Below are 13730 nucleotides of genomic sequence, written 5' to 3'. Positions count from 1 at the left end.
ACATTAATGTAATATGATTATTCTATCGTTACCCAGGCTTCAAAGGTGGCTTCATAAAAACAGCCCTATCAAGGGCTGCTGCTATTTATTTATTGGGAATCTTGGAAAATTGCATCCCCCTCGGGATGGAACGTGTTTATTGCAGGTCAGATTTTCTCAACCGAAACCCCTGCGCTGGCCTCACAGATATAGATCACTGCATCCATCCCTGATTTCTGCTTATACCCCTCTTCAACAGCTTTTTTAAACTCTCCGACGGCTTTCTCGTCCACCAATGCAATCGCCGCGCCGCCAAAACCTGCCCCGGTCATCCGTGCCCCAAAACATCCGAGCTGCGACTGGGCGATCTCCACGATCCAGTTTAACGCGTCATTCGTGACTTCAAAATCATCCCGCAGGCTGTGATGGCTCTCGTTAAATAGCCTCCCCACAGTTTTGATGTCATCTTTTTGGAAAGCAGCAATTGCATCCAGAACACGCTGATTCTCACTGATAACATGTTTTGCGCGGCGGAAGACGAACTCACTCATTTCATTTTTCTTCTCGATTAGCGCTTCCAGGTCCGCATCGCGGAGGGCTTTCACTCCCAGGATTTCTGCCGCCTGCTCACACTCTTCCCGGCGCGTATTATAGGCCGAGCTGACCAGGCCCCGCCGCGTGGAGGTATCCATGACGACCACGGCGACATCTTTTGGGAGAGGAACATGCTCATACTCCAGCGAACGCGTATCCAGAAAAAGAGCGTGCCCCGCAATGGCGGCTGCGCTGACCATTTGGTCCATGATCCCGGAGTTGACCCCGACCCACTCAATTTCAGCGCGCTGGCCGACTTGCGCCATTCGCCGCGGATCCCATTCCCAACCGGAGGCAAGTGAAAAGGCGCGTGTGGCAGCGATCTCCACCGCAGCCGAGGAAGAAAGTCCCGCGCCCACAGGTACATCGCCAACCATAACTCCATCCCATCCCTTTAATGGGAAGTTTTCAGTGATCAAAGCATTGGCAACACCCTTGATATATTCCATCCAGCCTGCGTCTTTCTCCAGATGATCGAGCGAGAAAGAGAGCCTTTCATCAAAGTTTATTGCGTAAATATTTACCTGCTGGTCTTCACGGGGGTGAAAGGCGATCCAAACCACACGGTCAATTGCCATTGGAAGGACAAACCCGTCGTTGTAATCAGTATGCTCACCAAGGAGATTTACACGCCCGGGAGCCCGAATAATATAGGCAGGCGCATCTTCAAATTGCATTTCAAAGTCATTAAACAGGGTTTTGGGATGATTCATGGGGTAGCATCACAGTACTTTTATGGGGTGGAGGGGGGTCAAAGGTACTACTTGTCATTTAACATCAAATACTGTAGAATGTGGAGGAAAGTGGGACGAAGTGGAGGGAAACCCACATCTCCCAGAACGCCGGTAACTCCGGCGTTTGTCTGTTAAAAGGAATAAAGAACAAATGTTCTTAGGCCAATATCAACATTCTCTCGATACAAAAGGACGGCTTATTGTCCCAGCCCGCTTCCGGGATGGCCTGGAAGAAGGCGGGTTCATCACGCGTGGCTTTGATCGCTGCCTGATGGTGATGACGATGGATTATTTTGAAGCCGTTTACGAACGCATCAACGGAATGAACCTGGCCGATCCTGCCACCCGTGAATTGCGTCGTCTCTTCTTTGCTAATGCTTATTCTATCACTCCTGACAAAGTTGGGCGCATCAATTTACCCCAAGATTTACGCCAATTTGCCCAAATCGAATCGAATACAACTGTTGCCGGGCAAGGCGAGTATTTTGAGATCTGGCTCCCCTCCTTATGGGATGAGCAAATGAACACCCTGGCAAACGCTGAAGCCAACATCGAACGCTTTTCCGCCCTCGACCTCTCGGGCAGCTGAGATGGGTGCGGCGCACCAACCCGTACTTTACCATGAGATCATGCAAGCGTTGCAGCCCAAAAACAAGGGCTACTACGTTGACTGTACTTTGGGAGCGGGTGGACATGCCCTTGGCATTCTGAATGCTTCCAAACCAGAAGGAAAGTTGCTGGGGATTGATGTTGACCCCCAAGCGCTTGCGCTCGCTCGTGAGACCTTGGCTCCTCACGAGCGACGCAGCCTTCTTTTGCAACGATCTTATACAAGACTGAGTGAAATACTTCAGGATATCCAATGGCCTTTGGTCAACGGTATCGTTCTTGATCTGGGCGCCTCGTCAATGCAATTTGACACCCCGAAACGTGGTTTTTCCTTTCGGGAAGACGCCCCACTCGACATGCGTTTTGACCCTGCTCAACCACAAAGCGCAGCCGATCTGATCAACACCTACAGCGAAGCAGAACTGGCAGAAATAATCTTTCGTTATGGTGAAGAACGCGCCGCTCGGCGAATTTCCAAAGCCATTCTCAGGGAGCGACCGATCCACACGACGGGTCAACTTGCTTCCCTTATAGAAAAATTACTACCCCGTAAAGGGATGCGCGTACACCCCGCAACCCGAACATTTCAGGCCTTACGCATCGCTGTTAACGACGAACTGGGCACAATCGAAAAAGTGCTGCCACAAGCAGTGCAGGCTCTCGCCCCAGGCGGGAGGTTGGCAATCATCTCCTTCCACTCATTGGAAGACAGATTGGTGAAACAATATTTTCGCCACGAAAGCCGGGATTGCATTTGCCCGCCGCGTCAACCGATATGCACCTGCGAGCATAAGGCGAGCATCAAAGAAATCGTTCGCAAACCGATTCGTCCCGGTGACGAGGAAATTGCCCAAAATTCGCGTGCCCGCAGCGCGCGTCTTAGAATTGCCGAAAGAATTTCTGGATAAATATGAAGATCTTCAATCACCGCATTCAGCAAGCTCCTTGGAGAATCCGCCGCCAAAAGGCCGGCGCAGTTTTGCTTGCCATTGTTGGTGCCAGTATGATCGCCGCCCTTTATCTAAGTGTTTCCTCACGCTCTACGCTTGTTGCCCGAGAAATTCAAACGTTAGAGAGGCATATCAGCCTTGGCAATCAAGAAAACGCCAATCTCAAAACAGAGTTGGCAGGCCTCCTGTCTCATGAGGCAATCAGTGGGCGTAGCGATGCGCTCGACTTTCAACTTGCCACTGTCGGGGAAACTCACTATATCCTCGTTCCTGGTTACGACGGCCGGCAACCAATTACCCTTGCTACTAACGCGGACCAGAGCATTAATACTCTTTCCCTATCGGCTAAATACTCCCAATCCCTTTTCGATTGGTTTGAATCGCAAGTCCAAAGAGGCGGTTTTCGATGAGAAAAGAATACGCCTGGCGCTCTCTCTCCATAGCAAGCTTTTTCATATTAATCGGAGTTTTGATCATCCTGCAAATAGTACGCATCCAAATCAGTGTGGATGGTGCTGGCATTCGTGATATTGCTGAAGGAAATAAGGGATGGCTGGAAACGGTTTACCCTGCGAGAGGTGAAATCTATGACCGCAATGGCAAACTTCTTGCCGGGAATCATAATGTTGTTGAAGTAGGTGTGACTCTGGAGCAAGTCAATAATCCGCAAAGTATCGCTACCGTTCTCTCCACTGTCCTTGATCTGGACTATTTCAAGATACTGAGTGCAATCAATAATGCCGGTGAAGAGCAAATCTATCTGAGATTGACAGATTATGTCTCAACGGAGGCAGCAGATAATCTCAAGCGAATTCAAGGTGAATTTGAGGAAGAAATTCAAAATAACCCCCATCAAGGGCAAGATGATCTCGCCGGGCTGACCTTCAGGGATCATCTCGGCCGTAGCTATCCTGAAGAGACAATTGCCTCCAATGTGATCGGCTTTGTAAACCAATCCGGGCGCGGCTTTTTTGGGATCGAAGAAAAATATAACGATCTCCTCGCCGGAATTCCAGTTCAGGTTTGGGTTCCCGCAGATCCAAATCGGGTTGAGGAAATCCCCCAGGTCCCCGATGGAGCAACCCTTATTCTGACCATCGACCGGGAATTACAAGCTGCTACCGAGGCCACCCTCGATCAATCGCTTTATGACTACGGCGCGCAGGCCGGGACAATAATCGTCATGGATCCAAAGAATGGCGAAATACTGGCAATGGCCTCCACACCCCGGCTTGATCTCTCAAACTTTTCTGAATATTACCAGGTCTTCAACAACGCCAGCGAATATAACCGGGCGATTAATATGCCCTATGAACCTGGGTCGGTCTTCAAAATCCTGACAATGGCTGCCGCCCTTGACCTGGGAGTTGTTTCGCCAGGTACAACTTATATAGATACAGGCATCTTCTCGTTTGGGGGAACAAATATCCAAAATTGGGATCAGGGAGCCTGGGGCGTGCAAGATATGACTGGCTGCCTCCAAAATTCCCTTAACGTTTGCCTGGCGTGGATCGCAGTTGATATAGGAACGGATAATTTCTATCAATATATGTCACGCTTCGGAATCGGGCATCCAACTGGTATTGATCTAAGTGGAGAGGCCGGTGGCAGGCTCAAGATCCCGGGCGATGCAGATTGGTATCCCGTTGATCTCGCTACGAACTCCTTTGGGCAAGGCATTTCGACAACCCCCATCCAAATGATGATGGCGGCTTCTGCAATTGCCAATGAAGGAAAAATGGTCACCCCGCATATTTTGTACGGAATGGTACGCGACGAGAAACAATATAATTTTCCCCCACAAGATGCCGGCAGACCGATCTCAAGAGAAACTGCCCGAACACTTAATGAAATGCTGGCAAATTCTTTGGCAGACGGAAATTCTGAAGCCCTTATCCCCGGTTATCGTTTGGCCGGAAAGACCGGCACTGCCCAAATCCCTACAGAATACGGTTGGTACTCCGACGATGAGACCAATGCCTCCTTTATCGGCTGGGGACCTGTAGATGACCCTCAATTCATGATCTATGTTTGGCTTGAAAAACCAACTTCATCCAGCTGGGCTTCATATACTGCCGCCCCGGTTTTTGCCCAGGTAGCAGAAGATACCACCATGCTGTTGAATATTCCTCCGGATATGATTCGCCAGCAATTCGTTTCAGGACAATAAGGAAACCTTGTGCTTAGGATTGCAGACATACTCGAAGCGCTAAATCAGCCCCGACCGCAAAAGGCGACTGCCGCAATACCTCATGCGGTAATCGACTCGCGCCTAGCCCGCGCAGAGTCATTATTTATTGCCATCCCTGGTGAAAATGTGGATGGACATGATTTTGTCGCAGATGCTTTCTCAAAAGGTGCTTCCTTTGCCCTCATTCAACACGAAATAAAGGGTGATTTCGCCACACTTGACCTGCGCAGCGAGCTTTCTCAAACAGAAATGGGAGAACTGGATGCGCCGCTTTGCCTGCTCGTGGACAATACCATCGTCGCATTACAGGAGATTGCCCGTTTCTGGCGGAGCAAACTTGATCTGCGCGTGATCGGTATCACCGGAAGTGTGGGCAAATCCACAACAAAAGAACTCGCCGCCCAAACACTGGGACGCCGCTACAAAACTCTGAAAAATTTCGGCAATCTGAACAATGAAATTGGTCTGCCCCTGACAATTTTGGGGCTGCGCTCCGATCATGAGCGTGCCATCCTTGAAATGGGATTCTATGTACCCGGCGAAATCGATTTTCTTTGCCAGATCGCAAAACCGCAAGTCGGTGTTGTGACCAATATTGGCACTGTCCACGCTGAGCGGGCTGGTTCACAGGAAGCCATTGCGCGTGGAAAAGCCGAATTGGTCGAAGCGCTGCCTCCGGCCCCTGAGGGTGTCGCTATATTAAATTACGATGATATCTGGGTCCGGGAAATGGCTAAAATGACCAAGGCTCGTGTTTTCTTCTACGGGCTTAGCTCCGAAGCTGATCTCTGGGCAGACCAGATTGAAGGCCTCGGGCTGGATGGTATCCGCTTCCGCTTGCACTATAAACACGAAACCTTGCATATGCACATCCCGCTGATTGGGAGACATTCAGTCCACACTGCATTGCGTACCACTGCAATTGGCCTCACCGAAGGACTGACCTGGCAGGAGATCGTCAGTGGGATGCGTGACGGGCGTGCTCAACTCCGTCTCGTGACGGCACGCAGTAAAAATGGTTCGGTAATTCTCGATGATACCTATAATGCATCTCCTTCATCCACGCTTGCGGCGCTGGGTCTTCTCGACGAGCTGGATGGACATAAGGTTGCCGTTCTCGGCGATATGCTCGAACTTGGGCAATATGAACACCAGGGTCATGAAATGGTCGGGCTGCGCGCCGCCGAAGTCGCCAATACCTTGCTCACCCTCGGAAAACGCGCCCATATCATCGCCGATTCTGCCCGCAAAGCCGGGATGCCTCAAAAAGCCATCCTTGAATTTGAAGAAATAGACTCTATTACAGAGTGGCTGGAAAAAAACCTGACCAATAAACATATCGTGCTCATCAAGGGTTCCCGCGGATTGGGCATGGATCGGATCGTCGCGGCATTGGAGGCAGAGAAATGAGACAAATTTCTCTTGCCCTGAGTCTCGCCGGACTGAGCTTCATGATGACCATCATCTGGGGTTCTCCCCTTTTGCGCGTCCTGCGCCATTTCAAAATTGGCAAGGTCATTCGTGTGGATGAGCCCGGCTTCCACCAGGTCAAAATGGGAACACCGACCATGGGCGGCGTGATGTTCATCCTTCCTGTTGCTTTGATAACGGTCATGCTCAATGCGGTCTCCATCATCGGAATGCAACCCACCGGACGCTCAGTTCTCGTTCCCCTGATCGTCATGTTCGCTTACGCCTTACTCGGTGCGCTGGATGACTGGGAAGGGGTCCGCGGCAAACGACGTGGTGATGGGATGCGCGCCAGAACAAAATTTGCCATCCAGGTCATCCTTGCTACCATTACCGCAACAGTTCTAAAATATATGCTCGAGGTTCCCGAGTTGATTTTGCCGGGCGTCCAGGCAGTCTTTGGCCTGGGTATTTGGTATATCCCCGTCGCAGCATTTATCATCGTCGGCTTCTCCAACGCGATCAATTTTACCGACGGCCTCGATGGGCTGGCGGGGTTGATCGCAGCGACTGCCTTTATCACCTATGGTGGGATCGCTATGTTGCAAGGGCAGGTTTTTGTCGGCAGATTTTCTTTCACGATTGTCGGTGCTCTTTTCGGATTTTTATGGTTCAACGTTCATCCGGCCTCCCTCTTTATGGGTGATACCGGCTCTCTCTCATTAGGAGCAACCCTCGCTGTCGTCGCTTTGATGACGGGACAATGGGCCCTCCTCCCGATCATCGCAATTATTCCCGTCAGCGAGGCTTTGAGTGTCATCATTCAGGTTGGCTACTTCAAGCTCACCAAAGGTAAACGCTTCTTCAAAATGGCACCAATTCATCTCCACTTTGAATTACTCGGCTGGAGCGAAACACAGGTTGTGCAGCGTTTCTGGCTGATCAGCCTGCTCGCCGCCATGCTCGGCGTTGGATTGGCGTTGGTGTGATCATGACTGATTATTCCAACAAAAAAATTCTCATCCTCGGAGCAGCCCGTCAAGGGCTGGCTTTGGCGCGTTATTTGACAAATCACGGTGCAGTAGTGACTATAAACGATAAGCGGATGTCAAATGAATTGCTGGAAGAACAATTCTCCCTCGTAGATCTGGAGGTGGAATGGGTGCTGGGCGCACATTATTCCAGCTTGCTCAATGACAAAGACATCGTCTGTCTCTCAGGCGGGATTCCACTAAGCCTCCCCATCGTTCGTGAGGCCCAACGACGCGGAATACCGCTTTCAAACGATACCCAGATCTTCCTCGAAGTCGTTCCCTGCCGCACGATCGGCATCACGGGCTCTGCTGGAAAAACGACAACCACTACTCTTGTTGGGCGTATGGCTCAAGAAGATTTCAGCAAAACAGAAAAAAAGGTTTGGATTGGCGGAAATATTGGCGACCCATTATTGAATTATGTGGATGAAATGAAAAAAGATGATCTGGCCATTCTCGAAATATCCAGTTTTCAGTTGGATCAAATGAGTATTTCTCCGGATATCGCTGTGGTACTGAATGTGACGCCCAATCACCTCGACCGTCACGAAACGATGGAAGCCTACACTGCCGCCAAGGCACGTATTCTAAAAAATCAAAAGGCCGATGATATTGCCATTGTCGGCAGAGATGATGAGGGTGCGTGGGAAATGAGAAATCTCTCTCCCGGCACTTTATTCACTTTCGGTAGCAAGCCCCTCGTCAAGGGTGAATCAGGATCATATCCGCTTTCCGATTATTTCTATTTCCGAGATGATCGCATGGATGTCCAGTTGATCGCAAGTAAATCAGTTCAACTGCGCGGCAGCCATAACGTGCAAAATGTTCTTGCAGCCTGCACGATCGCCATTGTAGCCGGCATTCCCTCCCAGGCAATGGAAGCCGCCCTGAAAGATTTTTATGGCGTTGAACATCGTTTGGAGTTGGTACGCACATGGAAAGGTGTGTCCTGGTACAACGACTCAATCGCTACCGCCCCTGAGCGGTCGATGGCAGCCGTGCGCTCTTTTGATGAACCGGTTGTCCTGGTATTGGGTGGGCGCGACAAAAACCTCCCCTGGAATTCGCTGGCAGAATTGATCCGTCAGCGCGTGGACCATGTGGTTTTATTTGGAGAAGCTGCGCAAAAGATTGCTGCCACACTGGGCGGACACCGACAAGGGGAACGCCCCTATACTATTTCTCATTGCATTGGACTTAAAGATGCAGTTGAAGCCGCCGCAAAAGTTGCTGAAAAGGGTGATGTCGTTTTGCTTTCACCTGGCGGGACGAGTTTTGATGAATTCAAGGATTTCGCTGAACGCGGAGAAAGTTTCAGAAAATGGGTACTCGAACTTTCGTAAATAAACGTTCTCAAGCCAGCACGTCGCTCTCTGTTAAAAGCGGAGATACGCCCTTGCTGATCACGATTATTGCCTTGCTTGCCTTTGGCTTGTTAATGCTTTACTCCTCCAGTGCTGATTATTCGGTGCAAATTTTGGAAGAAGCATCCGGTTATATGTTCAAACGGCAATTGCTTTGGCTGGCAGTGGGTATTGCTGTCGCGTTTGCGTTCTCTCACCTTGATTATCACCACTGGCGACGGATTTCAATCCTGGCCATGTTGGGAACAATCGTCGCACTGATCGCTGTTCTTTTCATCAACGAGCTCCGCCTTGGCGCTGTACGTACAGTCTATCAAGGTTCGGTCCAGCCTTCAGAGTTGGCAAAATTAGTCATCATTATTTATCTTGCAGTCTGGCTCTATGCAAAAAGGGGCCAGCTTCATAATACTGAATTGGGTTTAATCCCTCTGGGAATCATTCTTGGGATAGTCGGCGGCCTGATCTATCTACAACCAGATTTGAGCGCAACTGCCACGGTTTTCATTCTCGGAGGTATGCTTTTCTTCCTCGCCGGGGCAGATAAGAAACAAATCGTCATGCTAATGCTTTTTGCTGCGGTCGTAGCCTGGATCATAGTCCAATTCAACGCAACTGGACGGGAACGCGTCGATTTTTATTGGCATGGATTACTAGATCCAACCAAGGCTTCGTACCATGTTAAACGGTCACTTGAGGCAATCATCAATGGCGGTTTTTGGGGGCTTGGGATTGGAAAAAGCATCACCAAGCTTACCGGTTTACCCTTCCCCCACACCGACAGCATCTTTGCTGTCCTGGCAGAAGAACTTGGCCTTTTGGGCGCGACAATTCTTATACTTTTATACGGCGTTATGATTTGGCGAGGTCTTGTCATCGCCCGCCGTGCCCCCGATATGCTAGGGACCTTGCTGGCAACGGGACTGGTTTATTGGATCGGGATCGAGGCCCTGATCAATATAACCGTTTTGGTCGGCCTGATGCCTTTTGCAGGCAATGCCCTCCCTTTTATGAGCGCGGGCGGTTCCAGCCTGGTTACCTCGCTGGCTGCCATCGGTATTTTATATAATGTCTCTCGTCAACGTGGCGAGAGTGCACAAGCAGAAGATGAATGGAGAGCCTTCGGTGCGACTTCTAATTTGCGCAGGCGGAACGGGCGGCGGGGTTTATCCCGCTCTCGCCGTTCTTGATATGTTGAATAACACCTCCCATGACCTTCTTTGGGTTGGCGGCGATGGCGGCATGGAAGTCGACCTCGTCGAACGGCAAGGGATTCCCTTTGCGACCATCCCGGCTGCTGGTGTGCATGGTGTTGGTCTGCGCATGCTACCCGGCAATTTACTCCGCTTATTGCGTGGTGTGAAGGCGTCCATTCGCATTCTACGTGATTTCAAGCCAGAGGTGCTCTTCTTTACCGGTGGATATGTGGCTGTCCCGATGGCTGTGGCTGGGTTCCGTACTCCGAGCCTTCTCTATGTCCCCGATATTGAGCCTGGACTCGCGCTCAAGGCCTTAGCCTGGTTCGCCCACCGGATTACAGTCACCGCCCCGGCTTCTTCCGCTTACTTCTCGCAAAAAGATCGCATCGTGACCACAGGGTATCCCGTCCGCAACCAATTAGCTAAATGGGATCAGGCCACAGCTCGGAAAAAACTTGGTTTGCAGACAGATGAACCGGTCTTGCTGGTTTTTGGCGGCAGCAAAGGTGCCCGCTCGATAAATAATGCCCTCCTCGCCAACCTCCCCGCCCTGCTTGAGCGGGTACAGATCGTCCATATCAGCGGAAAGTTGGATTGGAAAAAAGTCGAAGCCGCGCGAAATTCCTTAAATCGGGAGCAAGCCCAAAGGTATCACGCCTTCGACTATCTCCATGAGGATATGGGTGCGGCGTTGGCAGCGGCTGATTTGGCGGTATCCCGTGCAGGTGCATCATCTCTTGGTGAATTTCCACTTTTTGGATTGCCTGCACTCCTCGTTCCGTACCCCTACGCCTGGCGTTACCAAAAGGTAAATGCCGAATACCTGAGGAAAAAGGGTGGGGCGATCATGGTTAGAGATGAGAACCTGGAAGAAAGTTTGGTTCCCCTTGTGGAAGAGTTACTTCAAAATCCGCAAAAGCTGAACGGCATGCGCACTGCCATGAAAAAATTGGCCCGCCCGCAAGCTGCACAGGAAATCGCTGCAGAATTGCTGGCTTTAGCCGGAAAGAGATAAATAATTATGGTTATCAGTCTTGTTTATATTTTCTGGATGTATGTAATTTTATTTGCCATCATTGGTGCAATGCGCGGCTGGGCAAAAGAGCTTTTGGTTAGTTTTAGTGTGATCCTGGCCTTAGCGTTAAATTACCTGCTCAGAAAATATGTCCCCATGATTATGAATCTGCCCACCACAGATATTGCTTTCTTCTGGATCCGAACCTGGATCACTATTGCATTGGTCTATTTTGGCTACCAAACTGTCGCCAGCATCGGGGCTCTTTCAGGGAAAGCGCGCAAGGAGAAATTGCAGGATGCCCTCTTTGGTGCGGTAATGGGTGCGATCAACGGTTATTTGGTCGTTGGTACTCTCTGGGCGTATCTCAATGAAGCTCAATATCCTTTTCCCAATATTTTTTACCCCCCCCATCCAGATTTGGCGGCAGGGATTACAACTGAAATCACCCGCCTGATGAAATGGATGCCGCCCTATTCACTTGGTGAGCCGGGAATCTATTTTGCGGTCATTATTGCATTCGTCTTTATTATTGTAGTTTACATCTAGGAATATTATGACACACGCACACTTCATCGGCATTGGGGGCAGCGGACTTTCCGCGATCGCCCGCCTCCTTCAGGAGAGCGGATATACGGTCACGGGTTCAGACCGCGACCAATCGCCTTTTGTCGATGATCTGCGTGCAATTGGGATCACTGTCCATATCGGGCACGAAGCTGCCCAGATCAGGGGAGCAGATCTGATCGTCCGTTCGTCTGCCATCCCGGATGCAAACCCTGAGGTGCAGGCTGCTCTCGAAGCGGGGATCCCCGTTTACAAAAGGTCAGATTTTCTAGGCCGCCTGATGGAAGAAAAAATCGGTATCGCCATAGCCGGAACGCATGGGAAAACATCCACCACCGCGATGATGGCCTGGACACTGACCGAACTCCAGCAAGATCCATCATTTATCGTTGGTGGTGTGATCAACGGTCTCAACGTCAACGCCCATGCTGGTACGGGAAAAACCTTTGTCATCGAAGCCGACGAGTACGACCGCATGTTCCTGGGCTTGAAACCAACCATTGGCATTGTCACCAACCTCGAACATGACCATCCCGACATTTACCCCACCGCTGAGAGTTTCCGGGCTGCGTTTGTGGAATTTATCCGGTTAATTCCCGAAAATGGTGTTTTGATCGCATGTGGAGACGACTGGGGCGCGGCAGATTTAATTAAAGAAGCACAGCAAGCCAATATCAATACGCTGGCCTACAGCTTGAACGATGTAGAAAATTTGCAGCCCAATACCACAGGCGGATTTGACTTTTATTTCCAAAATAATCACATTTCCTTGCAAGTGCCTGGCAAACATAATGTGTTGAATGCGCTGGCCGTTTTGAAGGTGGTCGAATATCAGGGGTTGTCGCTTGAGAATGCTGCGAGAGCGTTGGGCGACTATTCCGGCACTGGACGTCGTTTTGAGATGATCGGCAGCGTCAATGGAATCACCATTTACGATGATTATGCGCACCACCCGACCGAAATCCGGGCAACCCTGGCAGGTGCCCGCGCCCGCCACCCGAGGGCACGCATCTGGGCAGTTTGGCAGCCACATACCTACTCGCGTACACAGATGCTCTTTGATGAATTTTCCCAAGCCTTCAACGATGCTGACGAGACCATTGTGACCGAAATTTACGCCTCTCGCGAGGCCAAACAGGATTTCTCTTCCGCAGAAGTTGTCGCAGCGATGAAAAACCCTTCAGCAAGATTTATCGCGGATTTGAACGAGACAGGCAATTATTTGATTGAAAATCTTCACCCCAACGATGTGCTGATCATCCTCTCTGCTGGAGATGCGATTGAGATCAGCAAAAAGGTGTTGAAAGCATTATCAGAGAAAGCCCAAGTATCTTCTTGATAAAGAAGAAAAGGAGAATGAAGATGAAGAAGGATCAAGAGTTTCGTAAGATGGATACCGACGTGATGGGGTTGCCACCAATCACTATGGTGTTAAGTGATATTCCGGAGCCAATCCCAGGCGAGCTGAATTTCAGGAAAGTATCAAACAACGCCAGAAAGCTCCTTTTCCAGGACTCTGACATGGTCCATCGTTTGATTGACCATATCATTAAAAAGGATTGATCAAAGCTCAATCCTGATTGAGTAAAAAAATATGAAAAAACTAGCTATCCCTACCCTCCGTACTGTCTTTGGCGAACGCCTGCAAGAGAACATCTCTCTGGCAGCTTATACCTCTGCGCGGATTGGCGGGATGGCAGATGCGCTGATTGTCGTCCACTCAGCAGATGAATTGGTTGAAAGCCTCTCCCAACTTTGGGAAATGGAAATGCCCTATCTTCTGCTTGGTGGCGGATCAAATCTCCTCATTGGCGATGCGGGTTTCCGCGGTGTCGTTCTACTCAATAAAGCCAAGGGAATTCGCTTCAACGAAGGCGAGAATCCCGTCGTTTGGGCAGAATCGGGTGTGACAATGAGCAAATTAGCCAATCAGGCCGCAACACGTGGTTTCGCAGGGCTTGAATGGGCAGCTACCGTCCCAGGTACAGTAGGCGGTGCAGTCTATGGCAATGCAGGCGCTTTTGGCGGCGATATGGCCGGGAGTTTACGCAGCGCCGATTTACTGACCCGACACGGGCAGGAAGAAT

14 protein-coding genes are annotated in these 13730 nt (G+C 50.4%); 13 read left to right on the top strand and 1 reads right to left on the bottom strand.

Annotated features, from left to right (window positions below):
- Positions 1-146: 146 nt before the first annotated feature.
- The gene (galK, locus tag AC3DOM_RS09100) at positions 147-1286 is read right to left on the bottom strand and encodes a galactokinase (protein ID WP_487918728.1); all 1140 of its coding nucleotides are present in this window, start codon (positions 1284-1286) and stop codon (positions 147-149) included.
- A gap of 172 nt (positions 1287-1458) precedes the next feature.
- Between galK and mraZ the strand changes: the two genes are divergently transcribed.
- The 13 genes from mraZ to AC3DOM_RS09035 all read left to right on the top strand — a co-directional run.
- The gene (mraZ, locus tag AC3DOM_RS09095; RefSeq protein WP_487918727.1) at positions 1459-1896 is read left to right on the top strand and encodes a division/cell wall cluster transcriptional repressor MraZ; all 438 of its coding nucleotides are present in this window, start codon (positions 1459-1461) and stop codon (positions 1894-1896) included.
- 1 nt (position 1897) lies between these two features.
- Entirely contained in the window at positions 1898-2824 is a 927-nt protein-coding gene (rsmH, locus tag AC3DOM_RS09090) for a 16S rRNA (cytosine(1402)-N(4))-methyltransferase RsmH (RefSeq protein ID WP_487918726.1), read from the top strand.
- Positions 2825-2826: 2 nt separating this feature from the next.
- The gene (locus AC3DOM_RS09085) at positions 2827-3276 is read left to right on the top strand and encodes a hypothetical protein (protein ID WP_487918725.1); all 450 of its coding nucleotides are present in this window, start codon (positions 2827-2829) and stop codon (positions 3274-3276) included.
- Positions 3273-5036 carry a peptidoglycan D,D-transpeptidase FtsI family protein gene (locus AC3DOM_RS09080; RefSeq protein WP_487918724.1) on the top strand — a complete coding sequence of 588 codons (1764 nt, stop codon included), beginning with the start codon at positions 3273-3275 and terminating at the stop codon, positions 5034-5036. Before AC3DOM_RS09085 ends, AC3DOM_RS09080 begins: the two co-directional genes overlap by 4 nt.
- Before the next feature lie 9 nt (positions 5037-5045).
- Entirely contained in the window at positions 5046-6467 is a 1422-nt protein-coding gene (locus AC3DOM_RS09075; protein ID WP_487918723.1) for a UDP-N-acetylmuramoyl-tripeptide--D-alanyl-D-alanine ligase, read from the top strand.
- Entirely contained in the window at positions 6464-7456 is a 993-nt protein-coding gene (gene mraY, locus AC3DOM_RS09070) for a phospho-N-acetylmuramoyl-pentapeptide-transferase (RefSeq protein ID WP_487918722.1), read from the top strand. The genes AC3DOM_RS09075 and mraY overlap by 4 nt, the downstream gene beginning before the upstream one ends.
- Before the next feature lie 2 nt (positions 7457-7458).
- Positions 7459-8844 (top strand): UDP-N-acetylmuramoyl-L-alanine--D-glutamate ligase, encoded by a 1386-nt coding sequence (gene murD / locus AC3DOM_RS09065; RefSeq protein ID WP_487918721.1) that lies wholly within the window; start codon positions 7459-7461, stop codon positions 8842-8844.
- The gene (locus AC3DOM_RS09060; RefSeq protein WP_487918720.1) at positions 8823-10052 is read left to right on the top strand and encodes an FtsW/RodA/SpoVE family cell cycle protein; all 1230 of its coding nucleotides are present in this window, start codon (positions 8823-8825) and stop codon (positions 10050-10052) included. Before murD ends, AC3DOM_RS09060 begins: the two co-directional genes overlap by 22 nt.
- On the top strand, positions 9988-11076 hold the full coding sequence (murG, locus tag AC3DOM_RS09055) for an undecaprenyldiphospho-muramoylpentapeptide beta-N-acetylglucosaminyltransferase (protein ID WP_487918719.1): 1089 nt from the start codon (positions 9988-9990) through the stop codon (positions 11074-11076). The genes AC3DOM_RS09060 and murG overlap by 65 nt, the downstream gene beginning before the upstream one ends.
- Positions 11077-11082: 6 nt before the next feature.
- Complete coding sequence (locus tag AC3DOM_RS09050) at positions 11083-11625, top strand: CvpA family protein (protein WP_487918718.1); 543 nt, start codon at positions 11083-11085, stop codon at positions 11623-11625.
- A 7-nt stretch (positions 11626-11632) separates the two neighbouring features.
- Positions 11633-12982 (top strand): UDP-N-acetylmuramate--L-alanine ligase, encoded by a 1350-nt coding sequence (gene murC, locus AC3DOM_RS09045; protein WP_487918717.1) that lies wholly within the window; start codon positions 11633-11635, stop codon positions 12980-12982.
- A gap of 23 nt (positions 12983-13005) precedes the next feature.
- Positions 13006-13206 carry a hypothetical protein gene (locus tag AC3DOM_RS09040; protein WP_487918716.1) on the top strand — a complete coding sequence of 67 codons (201 nt, stop codon included), beginning with the start codon at positions 13006-13008 and terminating at the stop codon, positions 13204-13206.
- Between the two features lie 31 nt (positions 13207-13237).
- Positions 13238-13730: FAD-binding protein (locus AC3DOM_RS09035; RefSeq protein ID WP_487918715.1), on the top strand; the 493-nt coding region annotated here is incomplete at its 3' end.

It is taken from the genome of Candidatus Desulfolinea nitratireducens (assembly GCF_982879505.1).
This window is presented reverse-complemented; position numbering and strand designations above follow the sequence as displayed.

Excerpts from the sequence above, each read along its gene's own strand:
- galK (WP_487918728.1), bottom strand. The coding sequence starts at position 1,286 with ATGAATCATCCCAAAACCCTGTTTAATGACTTTGAAATGCAATTTGAA.
- mraZ (WP_487918727.1), top strand. The coding sequence starts at position 1,459 with ATGTTCTTAGGCCAATATCAACATTCTCTCGATACAAAAGGACGGCTT.
- rsmH (WP_487918726.1), top strand. The coding sequence starts at position 1,898 with ATGGGTGCGGCGCACCAACCCGTACTTTACCATGAGATCATGCAAGCG.
- AC3DOM_RS09085 (WP_487918725.1), top strand. The coding sequence starts at position 2,827 with ATGAAGATCTTCAATCACCGCATTCAGCAAGCTCCTTGGAGAATCCGC.
- AC3DOM_RS09080 (WP_487918724.1), top strand. The coding sequence starts at position 3,273 with ATGAGAAAAGAATACGCCTGGCGCTCTCTCTCCATAGCAAGCTTTTTC.
- mraY (WP_487918722.1), top strand. The coding sequence starts at position 6,464 with ATGAGACAAATTTCTCTTGCCCTGAGTCTCGCCGGACTGAGCTTCATG.
- murD (WP_487918721.1), top strand. The coding sequence starts at position 7,459 with ATGACTGATTATTCCAACAAAAAAATTCTCATCCTCGGAGCAGCCCGT.
- AC3DOM_RS09060 (WP_487918720.1), top strand. The coding sequence starts at position 8,823 with ATGGGTACTCGAACTTTCGTAAATAAACGTTCTCAAGCCAGCACGTCG.
- AC3DOM_RS09050 (WP_487918718.1), top strand. The coding sequence starts at position 11,083 with ATGGTTATCAGTCTTGTTTATATTTTCTGGATGTATGTAATTTTATTT.
- murC (WP_487918717.1), top strand. The coding sequence starts at position 11,633 with ATGACACACGCACACTTCATCGGCATTGGGGGCAGCGGACTTTCCGCG.
- AC3DOM_RS09040 (WP_487918716.1), top strand. The coding sequence starts at position 13,006 with ATGAAGAAGGATCAAGAGTTTCGTAAGATGGATACCGACGTGATGGGG.